This window comes from Bradyrhizobium sp. RDM12 (assembly GCF_051917485.1).
In the GTDB taxonomy this organism is placed as follows: Bacteria; Pseudomonadota; Alphaproteobacteria; order Rhizobiales; family Xanthobacteraceae; genus Bradyrhizobium.
The window spans coordinates 3,861,704-3,884,268 of the sequence record NZ_CM133064.1 but is presented as its reverse complement, the minus strand read 5'-3'; the positions used below and the strand labels follow the sequence as shown (position 1 = coordinate 3,884,268).

General features: G+C 64.4%; 21 protein-coding genes and 1 pseudogene. 6 read left to right on the top strand and 16 right to left on the bottom strand.

Annotation, left to right across the window (positions count from 1 at the left end; genetic code table 11):
• Positions 1–56: 56 nt before the first annotated feature.
• Positions 57–1,278: pseudogene (locus ACTGJ9_RS18745) on the top strand (phenylacetate--CoA ligase family protein).
• Here the strand turns inward: ACTGJ9_RS18745 and ACTGJ9_RS18740 are convergent.
• Genes ACTGJ9_RS18740 through ACTGJ9_RS18730 form a run of 3 tightly spaced genes read right to left on the bottom strand, consistent with a single transcriptional unit; the run spans position 1,275 to position 3,901 of the window.
• Positions 1,275–2,372, bottom strand: a complete 1,098-nt coding sequence (locus tag ACTGJ9_RS18740) for a DegT/DnrJ/EryC1/StrS family aminotransferase (protein WP_456678257.1) — start codon at positions 2,370–2,372, stop codon at positions 1,275–1,277. The pseudogene ACTGJ9_RS18745 and the gene ACTGJ9_RS18740 overlap by 4 nt on opposite strands.
• 6 nt (positions 2,373–2,378) lie before the next feature.
• Positions 2,379–2,843, bottom strand: a complete 465-nt coding sequence (locus ACTGJ9_RS18735) for an acyltransferase (protein ID WP_456678256.1) — start codon at positions 2,841–2,843, stop codon at positions 2,379–2,381.
• Positions 2,840–3,901 carry a Gfo/Idh/MocA family protein gene (locus tag ACTGJ9_RS18730; RefSeq protein WP_456678255.1) on the bottom strand — a complete coding sequence of 354 codons (1,062 nt, stop codon included), beginning with the start codon at positions 3,899–3,901 and terminating at the stop codon, positions 2,840–2,842. Before ACTGJ9_RS18730 ends, ACTGJ9_RS18735 begins: the two co-directional genes overlap by 4 nt.
• 431 nt (positions 3,902–4,332) lie before the next feature.
• Between ACTGJ9_RS18730 and ACTGJ9_RS18725 the strand changes: the two genes are divergently transcribed.
• Both ACTGJ9_RS18725 and ACTGJ9_RS18720 read left to right on the top strand, forming a co-directional pair.
• Positions 4,333–5,097, top strand: a complete 765-nt coding sequence (locus ACTGJ9_RS18725) for a hypothetical protein (protein ID WP_456678254.1) — start codon at positions 4,333–4,335, stop codon at positions 5,095–5,097.
• Positions 5,034–6,308, top strand: a complete 1,275-nt coding sequence (locus tag ACTGJ9_RS18720) for a glycosyltransferase family protein (RefSeq protein WP_456678570.1) — start codon at positions 5,034–5,036, stop codon at positions 6,306–6,308. Before ACTGJ9_RS18725 ends, ACTGJ9_RS18720 begins: the two co-directional genes overlap by 64 nt.
• 165 nt (positions 6,309–6,473) lie before the next feature.
• Here ACTGJ9_RS18720 and ACTGJ9_RS18715 read toward each other — a convergent pair whose 3' ends face one another.
• The 4 genes from ACTGJ9_RS18715 to ACTGJ9_RS18700 all read right to left on the bottom strand — a co-directional run bounded on the left by ACTGJ9_RS18715 (position 6,474) and on the right by ACTGJ9_RS18700 (position 10,763).
• Complete coding sequence (locus tag ACTGJ9_RS18715; RefSeq protein WP_456678253.1) at positions 6,474–7,358, bottom strand: hypothetical protein; 885 nt, start codon at positions 7,356–7,358, stop codon at positions 6,474–6,476.
• 8 nt (positions 7,359–7,366) lie between these two features.
• Positions 7,367–7,789 carry a sugar 3,4-ketoisomerase gene (locus tag ACTGJ9_RS18710; RefSeq protein WP_456678252.1) on the bottom strand — a complete coding sequence of 141 codons (423 nt, stop codon included), beginning with the start codon at positions 7,787–7,789 and terminating at the stop codon, positions 7,367–7,369.
• Positions 7,790–7,929: 140 nt separating this feature from the next.
• Complete coding sequence (locus tag ACTGJ9_RS18705; protein WP_456678251.1) at positions 7,930–9,036, bottom strand: DegT/DnrJ/EryC1/StrS family aminotransferase; 1,107 nt, start codon at positions 9,034–9,036, stop codon at positions 7,930–7,932.
• A gap of 146 nt (positions 9,037–9,182) precedes the next feature.
• Positions 9,183–10,763, bottom strand: coding sequence for a hypothetical protein (locus tag ACTGJ9_RS18700; RefSeq protein ID WP_456678250.1), 1,581 nt, complete (start codon positions 10,761–10,763; stop codon positions 9,183–9,185).
• 175 nt (positions 10,764–10,938) lie between these two features.
• Between ACTGJ9_RS18700 and rffA the strand changes: the two genes are divergently transcribed.
• Positions 10,939–12,081: a dTDP-4-amino-4,6-dideoxygalactose transaminase gene (gene rffA, locus ACTGJ9_RS18695; protein ID WP_456678249.1), complete on the top strand. Its 1,143-nt coding sequence runs from the start codon at positions 10,939–10,941 to the stop codon at positions 12,079–12,081.
• A 60-nt stretch (positions 12,082–12,141) separates the two neighbouring features.
• Here the strand turns inward: rffA and ACTGJ9_RS18690 are convergent, their stop codons facing one another.
• Entirely contained in the window at positions 12,142–12,477 is a 336-nt protein-coding gene (locus ACTGJ9_RS18690) for a hypothetical protein (protein WP_456678248.1), read from the bottom strand.
• 273 nt (positions 12,478–12,750) lie between these two features.
• On the opposite strand from ACTGJ9_RS18690, the gene ACTGJ9_RS18685 reads away from it, so the two are divergent.
• Both ACTGJ9_RS18685 and ACTGJ9_RS18680 read left to right on the top strand, forming a co-directional pair.
• Entirely contained in the window at positions 12,751–12,891 is a 141-nt protein-coding gene (locus ACTGJ9_RS18685; protein ID WP_456678247.1) for a hypothetical protein, read from the top strand.
• A 292-nt stretch (positions 12,892–13,183) separates the two neighbouring features.
• Positions 13,184–16,720 carry an autotransporter domain-containing protein gene (locus tag ACTGJ9_RS18680; protein ID WP_456678246.1) on the top strand — a complete coding sequence of 1,179 codons (3,537 nt, stop codon included), beginning with the start codon at positions 13,184–13,186 and terminating at the stop codon, positions 16,718–16,720.
• Between the two features lie 9 nt (positions 16,721–16,729).
• Here ACTGJ9_RS18680 and gspM read toward each other — a convergent pair whose 3' ends face one another.
• Genes gspM through ACTGJ9_RS18640 form a run of 8 tightly spaced genes read right to left on the bottom strand, consistent with a single transcriptional unit; the run spans position 16,730 to position 22,562 of the window.
• Positions 16,730–17,323, bottom strand: a complete 594-nt coding sequence (gene gspM, locus ACTGJ9_RS18675; protein ID WP_456678245.1) for a type II secretion system protein GspM — start codon at positions 17,321–17,323, stop codon at positions 16,730–16,732.
• A complete protein-coding gene (locus tag ACTGJ9_RS18670) occupies positions 17,320–18,357 on the bottom strand; it encodes a PilN domain-containing protein (RefSeq protein WP_456678244.1) in 1,038 nt (345 codons plus the stop codon). Before ACTGJ9_RS18670 ends, gspM begins: the two co-directional genes overlap by 4 nt.
• 1 nt (position 18,358) lies before the next feature.
• Positions 18,359–19,288, bottom strand: a complete 930-nt coding sequence (locus tag ACTGJ9_RS18665) for a general secretion pathway protein GspK (protein WP_456678243.1) — start codon at positions 19,286–19,288, stop codon at positions 18,359–18,361.
• Positions 19,285–20,025, bottom strand: a complete 741-nt coding sequence (locus ACTGJ9_RS18660) for a general secretion pathway protein GspJ (protein WP_246229852.1) — start codon at positions 20,023–20,025, stop codon at positions 19,285–19,287. Before ACTGJ9_RS18660 ends, ACTGJ9_RS18665 begins: the two co-directional genes overlap by 4 nt.
• Positions 20,022–20,420: a type IV pilus modification PilV family protein gene (locus ACTGJ9_RS18655; RefSeq protein ID WP_354083147.1), complete on the bottom strand. Its 399-nt coding sequence runs from the start codon at positions 20,418–20,420 to the stop codon at positions 20,022–20,024. Before ACTGJ9_RS18655 ends, ACTGJ9_RS18660 begins: the two co-directional genes overlap by 4 nt.
• Positions 20,398–20,907: a pilus assembly FimT family protein gene (locus ACTGJ9_RS18650; protein ID WP_456678242.1), complete on the bottom strand. Its 510-nt coding sequence runs from the start codon at positions 20,905–20,907 to the stop codon at positions 20,398–20,400. The genes ACTGJ9_RS18655 and ACTGJ9_RS18650 overlap by 23 nt, the downstream gene beginning before the upstream one ends.
• The gene (gene gspG, locus ACTGJ9_RS18645; RefSeq protein ID WP_354110605.1) at positions 20,870–21,325 is read right to left on the bottom strand and encodes a type II secretion system major pseudopilin GspG; all 456 of its coding nucleotides are present in this window, start codon (positions 21,323–21,325) and stop codon (positions 20,870–20,872) included. The genes ACTGJ9_RS18650 and gspG overlap by 38 nt, the downstream gene beginning before the upstream one ends.
• 25 nt (positions 21,326–21,350) lie before the next feature.
• Entirely contained in the window at positions 21,351–22,562 is a 1,212-nt protein-coding gene (locus tag ACTGJ9_RS18640; protein ID WP_456678241.1) for a type II secretion system F family protein, read from the bottom strand.
• Positions 22,563–22,565: the final 3 nt, after the last annotated feature.

Genomic DNA, 22,565 nt, shown 5'->3' with positions numbered 1-22,565 from the left:
TCTGTTACCCATGCGAGCGGCGGCGTGCAATGGATGCCAACCCGGAAAGACCTGCCATGACCGCCCATTACGACGCCCTCGAGACGCGCGAGCCAGCGGCACGCGAGGCCGAGCTGTTCGCCCGCCTGCCGGGTGTCCTGCGCAGCGCGATGACCGCACCCGCCTATGCCGAGCGGCTGAAGGGCATCGATCCCGCCTCGGTGGCCTCCAGGACGGCGCTGGCGGGCCTTCCCGTGCTGCGCAAGTCGGAACTGCCAGCCCTGCACAAGGCCTCACAGCCCTTCGGTGGCTTCGTGGCGGCGGCCCCGGGGTCGTTCGCCCGCCTCTTCACCTCCCCGGGCCCGATCTTCGAGCCGGAGGGCACCCAGACCGATCCCTGGCGCGGAGCGCGGGCGCTGTTTGCCGCGGGGTTTCGACCGGGCGACGTCGTGCTCAACACCTTCAGCTATCACCTCACCCCCGGCGGCTTCATCTTCGACGCCTCGGCGCGCACCTTGGGCTGCGCGGTGATCCCCGCCGGCCCAGGTAACACCGAGCAGCAGTTTGAGCTGATCGAGGCCTACCGTCCGGTCGGCTACAATGGCACCCCGGACTTCCTGAAGATCCTGCTTGATGCCGCGGCAACTGCGGGCCGCGACGTCTCCTCGATCAAGCGCGCGTGGTGTCGGGCGCGGCGTTTCCGCCCTCGCTCCAGGCCGAGATCAAGGCGCGCGGCATCGACGCCTACCAGGCCTTCGGCACCGCCGATCTCGGCCTCATCGCCTTCGAGACCGAGGCGCGCGACGGCATGGTCGTGAACGAGGATCTGATCATGGAGATCGTCAAGCCCGGCACCGGCGATCCCGTCTCCCCGGCGATGTCGGCGAGATCGTGGTGACCTCGCTCGATCCGCACCATCCCTGGATCCGGCTTGCACTCGGCGACCTCACGGCGGCGTTTCCGGGCCCAGGCAAATGCGGTCGCACCAACATGCGCATCAAGGGCTGGATGGGCCGCGCCGACCAGACCACCAAGGTCAAGGGCATGTTCGTCCGTCCCGAGCAGGTCGCCGAGATCGGCAAGCGCCATCCCGCGCTCGGACGCCTGCGCCTGGTCGTCACCCGCCAGGGCGAGGCCGATGCGATGACGCTGAAGGCCGAAGCGGGCACATCGGGCGATGCACTGCGCGAGGAGATCGCGGCCAGCCTGCGGGCTGTGACCAAGCTCGGGGGCGCAGTCGAGCTTGTCAGCCCCGGCGCGCTGCCGAACGACGGCAAGGTGATCGCGGACGAGCGCTAGAACTCGCGGATCGCGCGCACGACTTCGTCCTGCTGCGCGCGCGTGATCTCGGCGAACATCGGCAGTGACAGGATGCTGGCCTGATCGGCCGTAGCATGCGGAAACTGTTCGGCCGTGTGCCCGAAACGGCGATAGGCCGGCATCAGCGGCAACGCCGTCGGATAATTGATCGCCGTCTGGATTCCCTTCGCGCTCAAGTGCTTTGCGAGCGCATCGCGCCTTGCATGCTTGATCGTGTAGAGGTGATAAACATGCTGCCGTCCCGCAGCGACCTGCGGCAGCTCGACGTCCTCCACCTGCTTCAGCGCCGCGTCATAGAACGCGGCGGCATCCTGGCGGGCCTTGGTCCAATCCGCCAGATGCGGGAGCTTGGCCGACAGGACCGCCGCCTGCATGCCGTCGAGCCGGCTGTTGATGCCTTCTATCTGGTGCTGATGCTTCACGAGGCCGCCGTGACGCGCCAGCATGGTCATCCGCTCGGCGAGAGCGTCGTCGTTGCTGACGACGGCACCCGCATCCCCCATCGCGCCGAGATTCTTGCCGGGATAGAAGGAATAGGTCGCGGCCACGCCGAAGGTTCCGACCATCCGGCCCTTGTAGCGCGCCAGATGCGCCTGCGCACAATCCTCAATCACCCACAGGCCGTGCCTGTTCGCGATTGCCATGATCGCGTCCATGTCGGCCGGCTGCCCGTACAGATGCACCGGAATGATGCCAACGGTCCGCGGCGTGATCGCCGCTTCGATCGCCGCGGGATCGATGGTGAAGGTCGCGCCGTCGGTGTCGCAGAACCTGACGGTTGCGCCGGCATGCGTGATCATCGCCGAGGTCGAGATCCACGAATGCGCGGTCGTGATCACCTCGTCGCCCGGCTTCACTTTCAGCGCCGCCATGGCGAGGTAGAGCGCGTCGGTGCCATTGGCGCAGGAGACGCAATGCTTGACGGACGCGGCGGTCGCGAAGTCGCGCTCGAAAGCATCGACAAAGGGACCGCGAATGAAGGCATTGTCGCGGATCACGCCGGCCATCGCCGCGTCGATCTCGCTCTTGATGTTCTGATACTGAAGCTGAAGATCAGCGAAAGGGACTGGCATGCGCCTCTATCTCCGTGGCACGAGCCGCGCCGGATTACCGGCATAGGTGCCGGCGATCGTGATGTCTTTGGTCACGACCGCACCGGCGCCGATCACGACATCGTCTGCAATCCGCACCGGCATGATCGTCGCGTTTGAGCCTATCGACACGCGGTTGCCGATCCGGGTCTCGCGCCACAATTCCTTGCGGCCGCGCGCCGGCCCGCCGGTTGCGAACGTGTCGTTGATGAACATCACGCCATGGCCGATGAAGCAATCCTCGCCGATGGTGACGAGCTCGCAGACGAAGCTGTGCGACTGCACGCGCGTGCGGGCGCCGACGGCGACGCCCTTCTGAATCTCGGTGAACGGACCGATGAAGCAATCGTCGCCGATCGTGCAGCCGTAGAGATTGCAGGGTTCGACCACCCTGACGCCGCTGCCGAACACGACGTCGCGAATGGCGGCTCGATCAAGTTCGGGCTTGCTCACGAGGCGACGCCGAGCCGGCTGCGACGTGGCATGAAGTGCAGCGGCACCTCCTCCCCGGTCTCGATCGATTCATAGAGCGCCGAGATCAGTTCCAGGCTCTTGCGGCCCTGCAATCCATCGACGAGGGCGGCGCCGCGATCGGCAAGGCATTCGACGACGTGCTGGTAATAGGCTTGGTGGCCGAAGCCGTAGACGTTCGGCGGATTGACCGAGAATTTCTCGATGACCTCCTTGTCCGACGGACGCTCGTCGACGAAGCGCCAGTGCCGGATCTGGTTCATGGCGAAGCCGCCGACCTCGACGGTTCCCTTTTCGCCGAGAATCGACAGCGATCCCTCGAGATCGGCCGGGCGCGCCGCGGTGGTCGCCTCGATGATGCCCAGCGCGCCGTTGCGGAACTTCAGCGTCGCGACCGCGGTGTCCTCGGTCTCGATCTTCACCAGCGCGGTCGTGCTGCGCGCATGGACACTGACGACGTCGCCGAAGAACCACTCGAGCATGTCGACATGGTGGCTGGCCTGGTTGGTGAGCACGCCACCGTCCTGAGCCCAGGTGCCGCGCCATGAGTCCTGATCGTAATAGCCCTGGTCCCGGCACCAGCGTACCCGCACGGTGCCGAGCACGAGCTTGCCGAAGCGGCCGGCATCGAGCGCCTCGCGCGCCTTGACGATGGGCACATTGAAACGGTTCTGCTTGACGACGAACAGCTTGACGCCGGCCTCGTCACAGGCGCGGATCATGTCGTCGGCGTCCTGGAGACGCAACGCCATCGGCTTCTCGACGATCACATGCTTGCCGGCGCGGGCGCAGGCGATCGCATGCTGCGGATGCTGCCCGCTCGGGGTCAGCACCGCGACCGCATCGATATCCTCGCGCGCGAGCATCGCGTCGATGTCGTCGTAAGCGTCGACTCCGAATTTGGCCGCGATCGCATCCGCGCGGGCGCGCTGGGAATCGCAGACGGCAACGAGCGTTGCACCTGCGATGTGATTGCCACCAAGCAGGTCGGAGTGGCGCTTGGCGATACGCCCGCAGCCGAGCAGGCCAAATCTGATCATGGGACCTCGGTCTTCAATGGGCACCGAAACAGCGGCGCCACGCGCCTCGCCGGGATGAGCTATATTAGCAAAAGGCGGAGCAAATCAAGGCTTTAGACCGGCGTTGGACCCGCTTCTCGCGCATCGCTCCAAAGTCCAGGTGGCCGCCCAATCTCCCATCACACTTTTCGCGAGCCAAATCCTCAAGTTCGACGTGCGAGAAAATCGAAACCGAGCTACCCGCCGCCGGCGAGGCTCCGTCGAGACGATGTTCCGCTTTCAAGCGGAGGCTCATCGGTGATATCCAGATGCTTCGATCCCGGACAGGGGAATTTCCGCTTTGAAGTCGCCCATGCCGGTGATAACGAGGCCGGAGACGGCGCCGATGCCGCAGGTGTTCGAAACTTCCAAGCCGGTGATTTGGGCTTGTTCTGGAACGGCAACGGATTTTCGTGCGCGTCCTCATCCTCAATGCCGACTATGCGCGCTTCCTGGCCTGGCAGTACCGGCGCCATCCAGGCCTTGCGGACGCTGAGTATGCGACGCAGATTGCGGCCCGCAACGCCAGCCTGTTCGGCGTCGCCGATTTCTATTCCCGAAATTTTGCCAAGCTTGGACACGTCGCCGCCGACATCCACGTCAACAACGCCTGGATGCAAACGGCCTGGGCGCGTGAACACGGCATCGCTGTCGAGCCGCCGTCTCGATCTGCTGCCATCGCACGCGATGCTGTGCCGGGATGGCTGCACCGCGCGGTCGCGCCGTTCAAGCCGGTTCTGAGGCCGCTGGCGCGCAAAGTCGGACTGAGCCCACGACTTGACGAGCAATCGGAGAGGATCCTCCTTGCGCAGATCGAGGAGTTCAAACCGGACCTTGTGCTCAATCAGGATTTGTTTCATGTCGACACGAGCCTGGCACGCCGGATCAAACAGATAGGCAGGCCGATCATGGTCGGCCAGATCGGCGTCTCACCACCACGCGGCGAGGACTGGACCGTTTATGATTTGATAATTTCGCAGCTGGCTCAGGTCGTGAACTTCTTCCGCGCCAAGGGCGCGCGCGCGAAGTGCTCCATCTCGCCTTCGAGCCTGATATTCTCGACGTTCTTCCGCCCGCGCCCGAGCGCAGCATTGACGTCTCGTTCGTTGGCGCCGTGTCGGTGGATCACCAGCAGCGGGTCGCGCAGCTCGAATTGGTGGCCCGTCACTATGACTTGAAGTTGTACGGCAGCGGCCTGCATACCCTGCCCGCGTCCTCGCCGCTCCACCGCTGCTACCAGGGCGAGGTGTGGGGTGTGGAGATGTATCAGGTACTCAGAACGTCTCGGATCACTCTGAACTCGCACATTGACATGGCAGGCCGCGAAGCAGGCAACATGCGGCTGTTCGAGGCAACCGGCGCGGGCTCGTTCCTGTTGACTGACGATAAGGACAACATGCCCAGCCTGTTCGAGCGTGACCGCGAAGTCGCAGTGTGGACCTCCGTTGACGATTGCCTGTCCGAGATCAAGCGCGCGCTCGACGATGAAGACTGGCGGCAATCCGTCGCACAGGCCGGCCAGGCTCGAACTCGCCCAGCATACCTATCGCGAACGCGTACAATCTCTTCTCCAACTGGCCGCCGCGATGCCTTCGCACCGATGACGCCCCGCCCGCTTGCCAGACGAATCGCTGCTCGCATCATCCGCGCGATTCCCGTCTTGCGCCGCCAGATCCTGGTTTCGACCGACTATCGTGTTCTGAGCGGGATCGATGAAGCACGCCGACTTCAGGCCGCATCGTCGGGATGGCTCGCCGGCAGAACGGTCACTCGGCAAGAGCGGGCCTATCTGAGCCTGCTTAAGGCCATGAAGCGGGGAGAGCCGCGGCTCGATCTCAGGATTGCAGCCGAAGCGGTCGTTGCGACACAACTGGACAATCCAAGCCTGATCGAGGTCGGATGCGGCAGCGGATACTATTCCGATGTGTTTGCCGAACTGGCGCCCGTAGGGCTGCGATATACCGGTATCGACTATTCCGAGGCCATGATCGCGCGCGCAAGGCAGCGGTACCCGTCCGGCTCGTTCCGGATCGCGGACGCGACGCGGCTGCCTTATGACGATGATGCCTTCGACATCGTCTTCAACGGCGTGTCTCTCATGCATATCGTCGACTACGAACGCGCGATCCGCGAAGCGGCGCGCGTTGCCAAGCGCTATTGCATCCTGCATAGCGTGCCGGTATTCGGCAAGCGTGAGACCACATGTCTGCAAAAATACGCATACGGCTCACCGGTCGTTGAGATCGTCTTTAACAGAGACGAACTGATCTCACTCTGCGAGGCTGCAGGATTGCGCTTGGATCGGCAATGGCGCAGCATTCCCTATGACGTCTCTGCAGTGACAGGAGATCCGTCGTGGACTGAAACCTATCTGTTATCCGTCACTTGATCGGAAGGTGCGGCGGCTTTCTCATCCCGCATAAAGTCGACGGCCTCAGAATACCTTGCTCCCGATCACAAGGAAGGCACGTCCGGTCACGACATCGAGCAACCGATATCCAAACAGACCCACGCTTCGCAGCCTACCCTTCAGTGTGAGAACGAGCCTGGGGTCTCACTTCATCAATTTCAATATTGGGCGGACGGTTTGTTCCACGGCGATCAAATCGGTCACATAGGGGCGGTAGATGTAGTTGCGTGTCAGGCGGGATAAAGGTGCGCCAAAAACACGATGGCTGTTGAATATGAACCAGCGGCCAGCAGCTCGCAGCCCTTGAAAATGGAAAAATACCAGCGGCGTTTGATCAACCATGACCCGCCCGCCACGAAAATCGATCCGGTAGTTGGCTATATTCCATGGCGCCAGGTTTGCGCCAATGTTCTCTATGCTCTTCACACGCGGTGACAGCGCAGAGAACGAGTCGAGGTAGCCTTGATCCGCGTAACGGCTACCGTCGACATGATCGTAGCACCACTCGATGCATTTCGCCCGCCACCATTGCACGACAGCCTTTCCATCCGCATCGTTGCGCATTCCGACCCACCCGACATTGTAGGTCCCGAAGCTTCGCCGCTGCTCGAGATTCGGAGCGAAGCGGTGAGCGATAATCGCAATTGAAGCGTCCTTCAGTTCATCGAACACGACCTCGGGCGACTGATAGAAATACAGATCGCCGTCGAGATAGGTGATCCATTCAGCGTGCGGCTCTTTCTTAAGAACGTACAGCATCCACGCCGCCGTGCATGTGAAGTAATACTCGACGATACTCCGGCTGGACCGTGTCGCGGCAAGTTCTTGATCCGCAGCTTCGAAGTCACCCAATGACACCGCAACAATGCCAGGCAGGTTGAGAGCTGCCAGAATTTTGCAAGCCTCGTCGCTCAGGCACAACACCCACAGCCGAGATCCCGGAGCATGACGCTGCATCGAATGATACAGCGCCACCCCGCGCGACAGATAATTGTGGTCGAAGTAGGTACAGTAGACGCGCTCTGTCATAATGGCCGTTACCCGTCGCGCGCTCGCGTGGCGTCCAGAAATTCGTCGTAATCGCGAATGTAGTCGCCCGGATCGTAATAGTCGGAGGCAAAGACCAGCAAGGCACCATCCTTGCTGTAATTGTACTGCGTACCCCATATCATCGGTGGGACGTAGATGCCGACGCTTGGATTATCCAAAACGAATTCACGGCGAACAACACCATCGTCAACAATCGCGTTGCAGCTTCCCTGAGCGCAGATCAGGAACTGGTGGCATTGCTTGTGGGCGTGTTCGCCTCTCAGCGTCTCTGGCGATACGCCGAATACGATGAAGTAGCGCTTGGGCACGAACGGAAAGTCCTTGCCAAATTCGCCTACGGTGAGGTCGCCGCGCGGGTCGCTCACCCACGGAAAGTGAAATACCGTCACCCCACGCAGATCCGTCGGCATGACTTGGACGGACTTCTTACCAGGCTGTGCGTCAAATCTGATCAACTTCTGCTCCAACATTCCTGGTCCTGACCGCGCGCCCAAATTGCTACTCGGCAATACAAGCAACCCGTCCTGAATTTCTGCGCTTTAACGTCGCGTCACCAGCTATTTGCAACGGCGATGACCCGCTCGATCTCGCCCTCCTCCATACCATTGAAGCAGGGTATGGTCACAATTTCACCAGCCAGACTCTCCGTTTCCGTCAGCATCTCACTCGAATCATTGTGCCGCGCCACATAGGCAGGCTGGCGATGATCCGGTATCGGATAGTGTATGTCGGATGCAATTCCATTCGCATCCAGGTGCTGTCGAAAACGATCCCGGTCCTTGCAGCGCATGACAAAGAGATGAACCACGTTGTCGAGGCCGAAGTGCCGCGGACATTGGATCGCAGGATGAGTGACGCCGCTCGCATATCGACGAGCAATGTTCCGACGCTCTTCGTTCCACGCGTCGAGATGGGGAAGCTTGGTCAACAATAGCGCCGCCTGCATCTCATCAAGTCGGCTGTTGCATCCACCTGCCCGATTTACACGGTATTTTCGATCCCAGCCATACTGCCGCAGTTCACGAAGATCAGCGGCAATGGCGGCGTCGTTTGTCGTTATCGCGCCGCCGTCGCCGAGGGCGCCAAGGTTCTTGGTCGGATAGAAGCTGAAGCAGCCGGCCTTGGCGAAACTGCCTGCACGCCTGCCGTTGCGTTGAGCCCCATGCGCCTGAGCGCAATCCTCGATAACCGCAATGCCCTTGGTATCGCAGAGAGCAATAATGGCTTCGACGTCCGCAAGTCGGCCGTAAAGATGGGTCACGACTACTGCTGATATCCACTGCGTCGCAAGGACGCGCCGAAGCGCTTCAACGTCCATGAGGTGCGTCGTCGCGTCGACGTCGACATAGACCGGCAGCGCTCCTATCGCATGTATTGCCGTGCTGCTATAGAAGCCGGCATTTGCGACCGTCACTACGGCATCGCCCGCCTCGACGCCGACGGCGCGCAACGCAATTTCGATCGCATCGGTCCCGTTCGCGAGCCCGATGGCGTGCGCCGCGCCGCAATAGCCGGCGAACGCTGTTTCGAACTGCGACCCTTCCGATCCCAGCACAAACCAGCCGCGATCGATCACTCGGCTGGCCGAGGCGATGAGATCATCACGGATCTTGAGATTCTGCCGCACGAGATCATTCAGCGGAACACGCGATACCATCGGCTCGGCCCTTTGATAGGCTGGGAATAATCGCTGGCAATGCCACTCAATCAGACCAAAAGCAAGGCTCGCCAGCCCGGGACAAACGAGCTCGCGCGATCGGCAACGAGCACACCGGCTGGCGCTGACCTCGGTGAGATCAACGGCTACGCCGGAACCAGCGTCCGCAGTCGCTCGCGCAGGGCCGCGTTCAAGAGCGGGCTCGCGAGCCCGCCGACCACCGCCAGCCAGATCGCGCATTCCAGGACAAAATGCACGAGCCCGCTCCCCGGCAGGAGCGCGGTGATCGAAAACCCGATCAGCCAGCCCGGCGCCACGATCCCCGCCGCCGTGAGCATCAGGAACGCGACGTGCCTGAGCGGGTGACGCAAGGTCTGCCATATGATCACCAGCGTGAGCAGCCCGAACTGAACGAGAATGTCACTCGCGACCACCGCGAGCGCCGCGCCAAGCGGTCCAAGCCTCGGAATCAGCAAGAAGGCCACAAGCAGGAATACGACGAATTGGAGCCCCTTGGTCCGGATCAGAAGCGCGCCGCGATCGCTGTGATTGGCAAAGACCAGCGCCATCAGCGAGGGCGCGCCAGCGGCCGCGCCGAGCAGCAGCGTCACCGCAAGCAGCGGGTCGTAGGGTATGCTGGCATGGGTCCACAGCGCGAAGAAATCGGGCCAGAACGGCAGAAAGCCCGCGACGACCAGACACGCAAGCCCGGTGACGAGCGCCGATCCATGAGCGTAAAGGCGGCGGAGCCGCTCCTTGTCGCCAATTGCATGATCGTGCCCGAGCTCGGCACCGAGCGGCAAGGCGGTCTGGAGACATAGCCCGCGCACCAGGCTCGCGATCACGCGCGTCAGCCCCCATTGCACCACAGCGACGCGATCAGTGACGAGCGCGGAGACGAGCAGGACGGGAACGTTGACGAGCGCAAGCTCGGTGATGTTGGCGATCGCGAAGGGCAGCGCGCGGCCGAACTGCCCGACGCTCCAGCGCCAGGAGGGCGAGATGAACGGCGGCCTTGCGGCACGGCGCAGAAACGGAAAACGGCGCGGCGCGTCGAAGCCGACCATGAAGATCGTGAAGAGGAGCTGCGTCGACACGAAGGCGGTCGCCACCGCGAGCAGGCTTCCGAACGTGGCGAGCGCGACGAGTTGCGCGATCTGGCCGAGCAGCAGCGCGGCGTTTTGCAGCCACACGGCCCGGCCATACAGGCCGCGGACGCGATAGAGGCCGGAGCAGAGGTTGGCGGGCAAGCTCAGAAGCATTCCCAGCGTCATCACCAGCATCGCCGTGTCGAATGTCGGCATCGCGTGAAAACCGAGCACGGCAGACGGCGGCGCGAGATATTCGGCCGCGCAGAGCAGGACGCCGAGCCCGGCGACGATGGCAAGATAGATCCGCAGCATCCCGTGGTAGACGCTCGCCGTGCGACCGTCGCAATCGACGCAGGACTTGAAGGCGAGAAAGCGATTGATGGCGCGAAGCTGCAATCCTGCATCTGCCGCGACGACGAGACTGCCGGCGGCGTAGATCGCAAGCCACGCCGCGAGCACGTCGCCGCTCCAGACGTGCAGGAATGCGGGGATCAGCAGCAACTGCTGGGTCAGGCCCAACAGCATCTGGACCAGATTCGCCGACCAGCCGCGAACGAGCCGGTGAAGGCGGCCGCCGCCCTCTTCGCTTTTGGGGCCGCCCGTCCTCCCTGGCGCGTCAACTTGCGTGTCCGTCAAGCCGCATCCTTCCCCGTGAAAACACGCCCCGATCCGTCGCGAGTGCTCGCGATGGGGTTGCGCCGTTCCACCGGACTGCACCCGATCACCCGTTGATTTCCGCAACGGGAAACGTCAGTGTGGATTCGAAACAGAGCATTAGCGCGCGTCTTAAGGTGGTTCAACGGCTTAGGCAATGGCATCCAAGTTCATCCCTTTCAATCGGCCCTACGCGACCGGAAAAGAGCACGGCTACATCCAGAATGCGCTGGACAGCCTTCACGTGTCCGGCGACGGTCGCTTCAGCAAGCTTTGCCATAAATGGATCGAGCAGCGCACCGGATGTGCGCGAGCGTTGCTGACACACTCCTGCACCTCTGCCCTCGACCTTGCCGCGATGCTGCTCAACCTCAAGAACGGCGACGAGGTAATCATGCCCTCGTTCACCTTTGTCTCGACCGCGAACGCGTTCGTGCTACGTGGTGCGGTCCCGGTCTTCGTCGACATCCGCGAAGACACCCTCAATCTCGACGAACGGCAGATCGAGGCCGCGATCACGCCGCGCACGCGCGCGATTGCACCGGTGCATTATGCCGGCGTCGGCTGCGAGATGGACGCGATCGTCGAGATCGCCCGGCGTCACGATCTGCGGATCGTCGAGGATGCCGCGCAGGGGGTCGAGGCGAGTTATAAGGGCTCGGCGCTCGGCACCATTGGCGATCTCGGCAGCTTCAGCTTCCACGAAACCAAGAATATCATCTCGGGCGAAGGCGGCTGCCTGCTGGTGAACGCCCCCGAGCTTGCGCAGCGCGCCGAAATCATGCGCGAGAAGGGTACCGATCGCAGCCGGTTCTTCAGACGCGAGGTCGACAAATACACTTGGCAGGATATCGGCTCCTCCTATCTGCCGAGCGACATCACCGCCGCCTTCCTATGGGCCCAGCTCGAGGAGGCCGAGCGCATCACGCGCGAGCGGCTGACGATCTGGAACAGGTATCACGACAAGCTGGCGCCGATGGAGCAGCGCGGGCTCCTGCGCCGCCCCATCGTGCCAGGCCATTGCCGCCATAATGGACATCTCTACTATGTGCTGCTGCCACCGGAGATCGACCGGTCCATGGTGCTGGGCAAGCTCAGAGACGAGGACATCTCCGCAGTCTTCCATTACGTCCCACTGCATTCCTCACCCGCGGGGCAGCGGTTCGGACGGACGAACGGCGATCTGGCGATAACAACCGAACTCTCGGAACGTCTGATCCGGCTGCCGATGTGGATGGGGCTGCAGGAGGTCCAGCAGGAGCGGATCTGCGATGCGCTTGGGACGATCCTGGGACGGTAGGGCGCCTTCCAGTAAAGAGGACACCGGTTCGCGTCAGGGAACGTCTCAAAACGAAATCTGTTAGAGCCCGTCCGGTTCGCCATTCTTGGGTTTCGAGCGCGGCACGAAGGGCGCGAACGACGGGCCGCCCGGGGCCGGCGTCGTCAGTTGACCATTCACCGCGGAAGCGGCTGCCATCCCGGGCGCGCTGGTCGGAGCGGATGCGGCCTCCGGCCGCTGCAGCGCCAGCACCTCGCTGCGATCGCCCTGCTTGAGTGTCACCTCGCGCGGCTGGACCGAGGCCAGCGACCAGCCGTCCAGCGATTCGCCCTGCCGCAGCCGCACGATCTTCTGGTCAGTGCGGTTAACGAGGATCGCGATCGCATCACCCTCGCCCACCACTGCTCCGACCAGCATCAGCGGCGGTGGCGCATCGGCCGGCTTCGGCGGTTGCGGGTGCGTCTCTTCGACCGGGGCGGCGGCGACCGCGCGGCGGCGGCGGCCGGCGCATGGCCGAGAAGATCGGGCGCTCCTGGGTCACGGTTAGCGCCGACAGCGGCACCGACCACAGCGGATTGCCGCGGGGAATCGGTTGGCTCGCGGCCTGCGCCGGCCGGGCGATCGGCCTCACCGCGCCGACATCGACGCTCTCGCCGGGACTACCCACGGCATCGTCGAGACAGGATGTCCATGCGCGAAGAGGTCGCCGCCAGGCTTTCGGTGATGCCGGGGACCACGCACAACACGGCCAATCCGACCGATCTCAGCCACCCCGACATCGAACTCCCCTGCGATCGGCCGGCGCGCGGCAAGCCTGAGGCAGCAAACTAGTTCTGATAGGCCTCGCGATCAACCCGCCGCCATCCCTTTAGACTTGGCTGGAACGGCTGCGCTGCCGGCATGTTGCGACGCATGAAATTGTTGCCCAATGGCCACGATCACTGAAATTGCAGACGAAACGGCCGGGAACGCTATGCAAATTGATGGCGGTTCATTGCGGCCGGTTGCGGCGCCATGAGATCATGGCGCCGGGACACGCTGTTGCCGCTTGCTCGATTGCGTTGAATTTATTTTGGCGATTTGCGAAGGGCCGATGGCAAGATCGATCATAGCGCGTGGAAGGATGGATCGCCGGCTGCGCTCCGTGATCCGCCATTCACTGGCGACCCTGCTCGCGACCACGGCGCTCGGCGTCGTCGCCGCGCACGCCCTGGACGGCGACTGGGTCGGCTCCTCGTCCAACGAGTGGACGGATGGCACGAATTGGAGCTCGACGCCGGCCGTCCCGGACGTGACGGCGACCTTCACCAACACCGGCCCGAACAGCGTCACCACCAGCGGCCTCGTCAATATCGGCAGCGTGATCTTCTCCACCACCCCGAACGCCCAGGCCTATACGATCACCACCGGCGACATCTTCGTGGTGAACGGCACGGGCGTCGCCAACAATTCGACCAACACGCAGACGTTCAGCGTCGGCTCCACCATGGTGTTCCTGAATTCGAGCAGCGCGAGCAGCGGCAGCAATTTCGTGACGTACAGCGTCAGCGGCGGCGCGATGAGCTTCAACGACACCAGCACCGCCGGCACCGCCAACATTACCAACGGCGCGATCGGTGGCGGCGACATCGAATTCAACAACAGCAGCAACGCCGGCACCGCGACCATCGTCAATAACGCGGTGATCAATTTCAACGACACCAGTTCGGCGGGCGGGTCCAGCATCACAAACAATGGGCTCGTGACCTTCAACACCTCGTCTAGCGCCGGCAGCTCCACCATCACGACCAACAACCTTGCCACGACGAGCTTCACCGGCACGAGCACCGGCGGCAGCGCCCGCTTCGTTACCAATGCCGGCGGCACGCTCGATATATCCGGCCTGACCAGCGGCGGCATGACGTCCGGCTCGATCGAAGGCGCGGGCAATTACGTACTCGGTGCCAACACGCTCACCACAGGCAGCCTCAACACCTCGACCCAGGTCGACGGCGTGATCTCCGGCAGCGGCGGCGGACTGACCAAGGTCGGCACCGGCACGCTGACGCTGACCGGCATCAACACCTATACGGGCGCCACGACGGTCTCGGCCGGAACGCTGGCGCTGTCCGGCTTCGCTAGCATCCAGAGCTCCAGGCTCGTGACCGTGAACGCGACGCTCGACATCTCCGCGGTCTCCTCTAGTTTTGCCGCCGTCTCGACGCTGGCCGGCAATTCCAGCGGCGTCGTGAGCCTCGGCAGCAAGGCGCTCGTCGTCCTCAACGCCTCGACCGAGTTCGCGGGCATCATTCAAGGCACCGGCGGAATCGACGTCTCCAACGGAAGTCAGACGCTGTCGGGCGTGAACACCTATACGAACGCCACCCAGATCGACGCGGGCGCGACGCTGGCGCTAAAGGGTAGCGGATCGATCGCGAGCTCCGCGTTCGTCGGCTTCGCCAATCTAGGAGCAACGCTCGATATTTCCCAGACCACGTCCGGCACATCGGTGACAGGGCTCTTTTCCCTGGCGCGTGAGGGAATCGTCGCGTTGGGATCGAAGACGCTGACGATCACCAACGGCAGCTTTTTCGGTGGCGTGATCCAGGATGGCGGCATCGCCGGCGGCGCCGGCGGCAACCTTGCAATCGCCAACGGCGCCACGCAACAGCTTTACGGCACGAACACCTATACCGGCACCACGACGATCGCGAGCGGCGGCGAGCTGGATCTTATCAATTTCGGCGGCAATGGCAGCATCGCGACATCGAGTAACGTCATCGCCAACGGCATCTTCGATATCACGGCACTGAGCGCCGGCACCTCCATCAAGTCGCTGTCGGGATCCGGCAACGTCAATCTCGGCGCCAACACGCTGACCATCACCAACGGCAACGGCACCTTCGCCGGTGTCATCGGCGATGGCGGTGCCGGTGGCGGCCTCACCATGACTGGCGGCAAGGAAATCCTGTCCGGCGCCAACACCTATATAGGTGCCACGACAGTGAACGGCGGCACGCTGGAGGTCGACGGCTCGATCGTCGGCGCGACCACTGTCAATGCCGGCGGCACGCTCGCCGGCGGCAGCACGATCCCCGGCAGCGGCACGGTTGGCAATGTCGCCGTCAATGGCGGCGCGCTCGCGCCGGGCAGCACGGCGAACCCGTTCGCGCCGCTGACGATCAATGGCAGCCTGAGCTTCACGTCGGCCTCGACTTATCTGGTGCAGGTCTCCTCGACCACTGCCAGCCTCGCCAACGTCCTTGGCGCAGCCACGCTCGGCAACGCGACGGTGAGTGCGAACTTCATCTCGGGTACAGTTCAGAAGCAGTACAAGATCCTGTCTGCGACCGGCGGCTTCGGCGGCACCAGTTTCAATTCCGCCGTCGTGTCCAACATGCCGACGATCAACGCGACGCTGAGCTACGGCATCAACGACGTGTTCCTCAACATCGGCATCAACTTCACGCCGAGTGGCGGCGGCCTCACCGTCAACCAGCAGAACGTCGCCAACACGCTGACCAATTTCTTCAATTCGACCGGCGGCATTCCCGCCGCCTTCGCCGCGCTGATGCCCGCGGGGCTGACCACCGCCTCGGGCGAGCTCGGCACCGGCATCATCCAGTCCGCGATCAACGCCGACGGCCAGTTCCTCAATTTGATGCTCGATCCGACGGTCGCGGGCCGCTCGGCAGGCTTCGCCAAGGCCGGCAGCGTCGCCCAATACGCCGAGAGCGATGACGCATCGGCCTATGCGTCGATGCGCCCGGCCACCGCGCGGGAGCGCGAGGCCTTTGCGATGGCGACCAAGGCGCCGCTGCTGTCGTCGCAACCGATCAATCGCTGGAGCGTCTGGGCAGCCGGTTATGGCGGCTCGGCGCAGGTCGGCGGCAATGCCGCGGCCGGCTCGCAGGACCTCACCGCGCGGGTCTGGGGCGGCGCGGCCGGCGTCGACTACCGGATTTCGCTGGACACGCTCGTCGGTTTCTCGCTCGGCGGCGGCGGGCTGAACTACTCGCTTGCCAACGCGATGGGCGCAGGCTCCGCCGACCTGTTCCAGGCAGGTGTCTATGGCCGGCACAATTTCGGCCCGGCCTATATCGCCGCTGCGCTGGCCTATGGCTGGCACGACGTCACCACCAACCGCACCGTCGCGCTGACCGGCGCCGACCAGCTCCAGGGCCGGTTCAAGGCCGATACCTTCTCGGCCCGCTTCGAGGGCGGCTATCGCTTCACGACGCCGCTGATCGGCATCACGCCCTACGCAGCCGCGCAGGTGACGAATTTTAACCTGCCCAACTATTCAGAAGTCAGCCTCAATGGCGGCGGCCTGTTCGCACTGAACTATGCCGCGCAGTCGCTGACCGACACCCGCTCCGAACTCGGCCTGCGCACCGACAAATCCTACGCGATGCAGAACGGCGTGCTGACCCTGCGCGGCCGCGCCGCCTGGGCACACGACTACAATCCGAGCCGCGCCGTCACCGCGCTGTTCCAGACCTTGCCGGGCGCAAGCTTCGTCGTGAACGGCGCCGGGGTCGATGCCGATTCCGCCTTGGTCAGCGCCAGCGCCGAAATGAAATGGCTGAGCGGCTTCTCGATCGCCGGCACCTTCGACGGCGAGTTCTCCGGCAACGTCACCAGCTATTCCGGCAAGGGCGTGTTCAAATACAGCTGGTGAGCCGCCGCCCTACTTGCCTGCCTGCCACTGGCCGGAAACACCCAAGATCACCCTGACACGGCCGGTGCTGGCCTCGTTCACCGCTGTGCTTTGCGGCACCTGGACGTCGAGTTGGTCGACAAACAGGAACGGCATGCCGGCCTCGAGATCATAGAGCACCTTCTGCAGCGCGGGCTGCTCCAGCTCGCAGCTGACAACGAGGCCGACGAAGCCGTCCTTCAGTTGCGCGCCCGAGACGTCGACCTGGGAGGATTGCACCGAGCCGCCGACATTGCCGACCGCGGCCGCAACCCGCTGCAGCAGGTTGGCGCCTGCGACCGTGACCGTTGGTCCCTCCAGGAACGGCGTACCGGGATGTTCGGCCGAGATGGCCGCGGCATTCTTGGCGGCGCCCTTGCGGCCGCGCAGCTGATCGAGCAGATCGGACGTCTGGGCGAGAGCCTGGCGGTGGGCGATGACGTCGGCGATCGACAGCCCCGCCATCAGCAACAACCCGGCCGTTACCGCGATATAGAGCGTGACGGCAATCAGCCGCGAGCCGCTCAGCCACCGCGCGACCGCATTTCCGCTTGTCAGACCGCCGCTGCTCATGCCGCTTTTCATGGCGCGTTCCTCGGCTCGATCTGCGCCTCGATATGAAAGCGCTCGCCGGGATCGGTCGAGCTGCGCGTAGTCGGGGCATAGAATGTCGCGCGGGTGAAATGCTGGGACTGCTCGATCAGCGGGATCAGCGAGGGCGCATCGCGGGTGATGCCGGCAATCTGGAGCTTGTTGCCGACGAGATGCATCTCGGTGACATAGGTGTGGTCCGGCAGCAGACGGCTCAGCGATTCCAGCACGATCACGCTCGCCGGCGTGTCGTACTTGCGCCGCTCCAGCAGCGCCAGCGGCGATCGCTCGCCGCCGTTGGCACCGCGGATCGCGGCGCGGCGCTGGGTGATCTGTCGCTCGAGCTCGCTCTCCTGCGCGCTCAAACTGTCGGCCAGATAGCCCGCGAAGATCGAACCGAGTACGGCGGCGATCGCGGCGATGGCCAGCACCGCCTGCAGCGTCCGGCTCAACCGCACCGGGTCGATCGCGCCGCGCGACTTCTGCTCGAACACCTTGATGCGCCCGCCCTCGGCCGGCTCGGTCAGAACCGCGATCGCGGACGGATGAAATCCGGACACCGCCTCGACATAGCCCATCGCCAGCCGGCGCGGTGCGGCCGCGATCATCGTGGTGATGCCCTCGCTGCCCTGCGCCACCGGCGCGCTGCAACCGAACACGGCGTCGCCCGCGCTCCACGGCGTCAGCCGATCGATCTGCGCGCGCACGATGCCGTCGAGGAAATCGGCCGCACGCGCCGGCAGCTCCAGCGGACGGAACAGGAAGCGCGCCGGCCGCAGCACGATCTCGACGCGGCTGCCGCGGACGATCTGCGCCAGATTGGCGGCCGCAAACTTGCCGTCCTCGAACGCGATCTCCTTCGCCGCGTTCTCCAGCTTCGCAGCCTCCAGCGCGAAGGTGCCGCTCTCGTCCTCGATCAGCCGCACCAGGCGCGGCGACACCATCCGCTCCAGTCCGGCGACGATGGCACCGGCCACCGTGCCCGTCCAGGCGTCGACAATGGTACGGATAGAATTGAGCGAGCTCATCTCACAGAGGCTTTCCGGCGGAGCCGTCGAAGGCATTGTGCCACGACAATACACGATAAGGCTCATCGCCGCTTTCGAGAAGCAGGATGACGATCTCGGCCGAGCTCTGCCGGTGCGATGGCGCCTCGGCGGCAACCGTCACGCGGTAGGCCTTCGAGCCCTCGATCGTCGCGCTGGCGCTGCTGGCGAGCCCAATCAGGGACCGCGGGTCCACGTTGGGATCGGCACGGTCGCGCAGCAGGCGTTGCAGGGTCTCCGGCGTCATATTCGGCAGCGCCGCCACCACCTGCGGCGCGGCATCCAGCACATTCACGGTGCGCATGTTGCTGAACACGGTGACGAAGGGCAGCACGCGCTCGATCACCGCTGACGGGATGCCGCGCACCAGCCACAGCTCGTCGCTGTGCGGAAACGGCGCGTGGCGCGGCAGGTAGGGCGCGCCGAGCGTGCGGTAGTAGGAATCCTCCGGATTGTCCTGGCCGGTCTCCGTCGACGACCGCCACGCCAGGATCCGGTCGGCGTAGTCAGGCGCGTCCGACGCAAAGACGCCGAGCCCCGTCATCAGGCCTGCGAGGACGGCTTTCGGCGCCATGTTGAGATCGATGCGCGCGGCCTCCGAGCGGAACGTCACGGCCACCCGGCCCGCCCCGACGCGGGCATTGAAGGTGCCGCTGGTGGGGCGCGTTGCCTCGCCTTGCGCCGTCAGCCGGTAGGCCGCGAGCTCGAGCCCCGCATTCATCAATGCATCGGCCTGCAAGCGGTCGGTGTTAACGGCGACCGTGACCGCGGTGTTGGTGACATAGGTCAGATAGATCAGCGCGAGCGTGGCCAGCGCAGCCAGCATCCAGAGCACCACGATGACGATGAAGCCGCGGTCTTCGCCAAGTATTTCCTGGCCAAGTGTTCCCCGACCCTGCGCCGCGCCATTCACAGCTGCTGCTCCTCTTTTTTCTCCGCCTGTTGCGGCCTTGTGCCCGCCACACAGGTCGTCGGATTCTTGGCCCGCGCGCATTCGGCCGGCGCCGTGATATGCGGCAACACGGCGGCCGAAACCGCCAGCACCTGACCAGTGGCGCCGTCGCGCACCGTGATGCGGATGCGATCCGGCAGTTGCGACTGCCCCTGCCAGGTCGGCTGCCACTGCCTGTCGGGCCCGGCATAGGCAAAACTGACGCGGAAGGGCGCGCGGATCAGCACCACCTGGTCGACGAAACGGATCCGTCCGTCGGTCGGCATCGGCTGAAACGGCGCCCGCTCACGCACCAATGCCAACCCCCGCGCGTCGGCCTTCTCGATCAGGCGGATGAATTCCAGGCCGGGTCGCGCGCTCGGGCCGAGCGCGGTGCGCAGGAAGGTCACCGACAATTCGGCACCGTCGAACAGCGGCACCCTGGCGTCGCCGTTCACGGTCATCTGCTCCGCGACGGAGAGATCGGCGACGATGCGGTCGAGCCCGGTGGCGAGACGCTCCGCGCGCTGCACCCGCGCAATACCGCGATTCCAGTTCGGCAGCCACTGTGCTGTCACCGTCGCGAGCGCGGCCAGGATCACGGTCATCAGCAGCGTCGCCAGCAGCACTTCGAGCAGAGTGAAGCCCGCCTCGGAAGCGCACGCGCGGTGCAGGCGTTTCCTGACACGTTTCATGACGCGTTTCTTGGCGCGGATCATTGCGTCGACCTCGGCACCAGCTTCACCGTCGTAACCTGGATCGCGCTACCGTCGGCGCGCTGGAGCCGCAAATTGACTGCGAGTGGCACGAAGCGATCGGTGGCGGGATTGCCGCCGGCAACATTCATCGGCGCAATATCGACGCGCCAGCGGCTGCCGGCGAGCTGCCCGCTCTGCCGGCCGGGTTTCAGCAGTCCACGCGCCGGCAAATCCGCAAGCAAGGTCTCGGCCGTGCTGGCCAGCGCCAGGTGCTGGTCGATCGAGCGCGTGCCCTTGGTCGTGACTGATATGACCGAGCCGATGGTTCCGAGCACGATGGCGATGATCGCGAGCGCGACCAGTGCCTCGATCAACGTGAAGCCGGCGGCGCCGTCAGAGCAGCTTCTGCGGGACAATCTCGACGCCTCCGGTCAGCCAGTTGACGCGCACCTCATAACCCATGCCGGGCCGCGCCAGCGCGATCGTCCCGCCGCACGACATGCCCGACGGAAAGAAATCGATCGACCGCCCCGTGGCGCGATCGGCGCAGCGCGAAGCCAGCGTCGCCTCCATGACCACGTCGCGCGGCAGGCGGATGGTCTGCCCAGTGACACCGGAGCGGATCGCGCGCGCCTCCGCATCGACCTGGGTTGCGACCCTGACCTGACGGCGCAGCGCGCTGTTGCGATCGGATTTCAGCAAAGCCGCGGTCTCGACCGCGTAACTCTCGAGCTTCGCCCGCGTCGTCGAGCGTGGGATCGCCGGCAGAATGATCGCTGCAAGCAGTCCGATGATCGCGAGCACGCACAGGATCTCGATCAGCGCGAAGCCTTCTGCATCGAAGGCTTGCACATCGCGAAGTGGCTCAGCGTGCACCGCTGACAATGTCGGCTGCCGTTCCACTGCCGCCTTCCTGACCGTCTGATCCGAGCGAGATGATGTCATAGGGACCGCTGGCGCCCGGCGACCGATAGACATAGACGTGGCCCCAGGGATCGTTAGGCACCACGCCGCCGCGCAAGTAAGGCCCGTTCCAGCCGGTCTGGTTGTTGCTGCGCGTCAGCCCGGTGAGGCCCTCATTCGACGTCGGGTAGCGGCCGAGATCGAGATAGTAGAGGTCGAGCGCGCTGGAGAAGCTCTCGATCTGGATTTTCGCCGCCTTGGCCTTGGACTCGCTGAGATAGTTCAGCACCCGCGGGCCGACCAGCGCCATGATCATGCCGATGATGGTGATGACGACGAGCATCTCGACCAGGGTGAAGCCGGCCTCTCCGCAGGGGGCGCGCCGCAGGCGTCGCCTTGACGATGGATATCTGGTCACTTCATGCCCCTCCCATTACATCCGTCTAGCCGACAATCTGGCTCACCGACATCAGCGCCGTCATCACCGATGTGATCAGGCCGGCGACAACGAGCGAGATCGCGATGATCGCCGCAGGCCCCGCAATGCCGACCGCGCGGTCGAGCGTACGCTGCAGCTTCACCTCATAAAACTCGGCGACCCGGCCGGACAGCATCGGCAACTGCCCCGTCTCGTCGCCGAGCCTCAGCATGCGCACCGCCATCGTCGGCAGCGCGTCCGTTTCGGCGAGCGCGTCGGAGAGCTTTGAACCATGGCGGACTCGGTCGGCAGCATCGCTCCAGACCGCGGACGGGCCCGTCGTTGCCATCATGTCGATCAGGATGCGCAGCGTGGTGGTGAGGTTGACGCCGCTACCGAGCAGCAAGCCGAGATTGCGGCAGAACAGCGCCGTGCGGTACGAGCGCATCACGTTGCGGATCGCCGGCAGCCGCGTGATCGCATTGGTCATGCCGCTGCGGACGCGCTCCTGACGCAACAGCAACCAAGCGGCGAGGATCGTGGCAGCAAGCCCGGCCAGCACCGCCTCTGAATTGCCGCGCAAAAACGTCGAGATGTTCAGAAACACGCCGACGATCGGATCGACCTTGGCGCCGAAATCCTGCAAGACGCTGGCAAATTGCGGCAGCACGAAAGTGAGGAAGAACAGCAGCACGCAGCCAGCCGCGCCGAGCACGAAGATGGGATAGCGGATCGCATCCGTCAGGCGCCGCTTCAGCGCCTCGCCGCGCGCGCGTTCGCCGGCCAGTACCTCCAGCACCTGGTCCAACGATCCCGATGCTTCGCCGACCCGCACCAGCGCGATGTACATCGGTGGAAACAGCCCCTCATGTCGCGCCAGCGCCTCGCCAAAGCTCTCGCCGGAGACGACGTGCGCGCGGATGTCGGCGACGACGGACCTCAGCCGTCCGAAATCCGGATCGGCGGCGAGCAGCTCCAGCCCGTCATTGATGCGGGCGCCGGCGCGCAGCAGCAGCGCGAGGTCGCGGGTGAAGATGGTGACGTCCTCGGCCTTCGGCCTGTTAATGAGGCTGAGCGCGCCACGCGTCGCGCCGCCCTCTTCCGGCGTGACATTGTCGACCAGCACCAGGCCGAGCCGCTCGATCCGCTGCGCCACGTCGCCAGGCGCAGGCGCGGCGATGGCCCCGGAGACCAGTTCGCCATTGGCATTGAGCGCGCGATAGCGATAGTTCGGCATGGT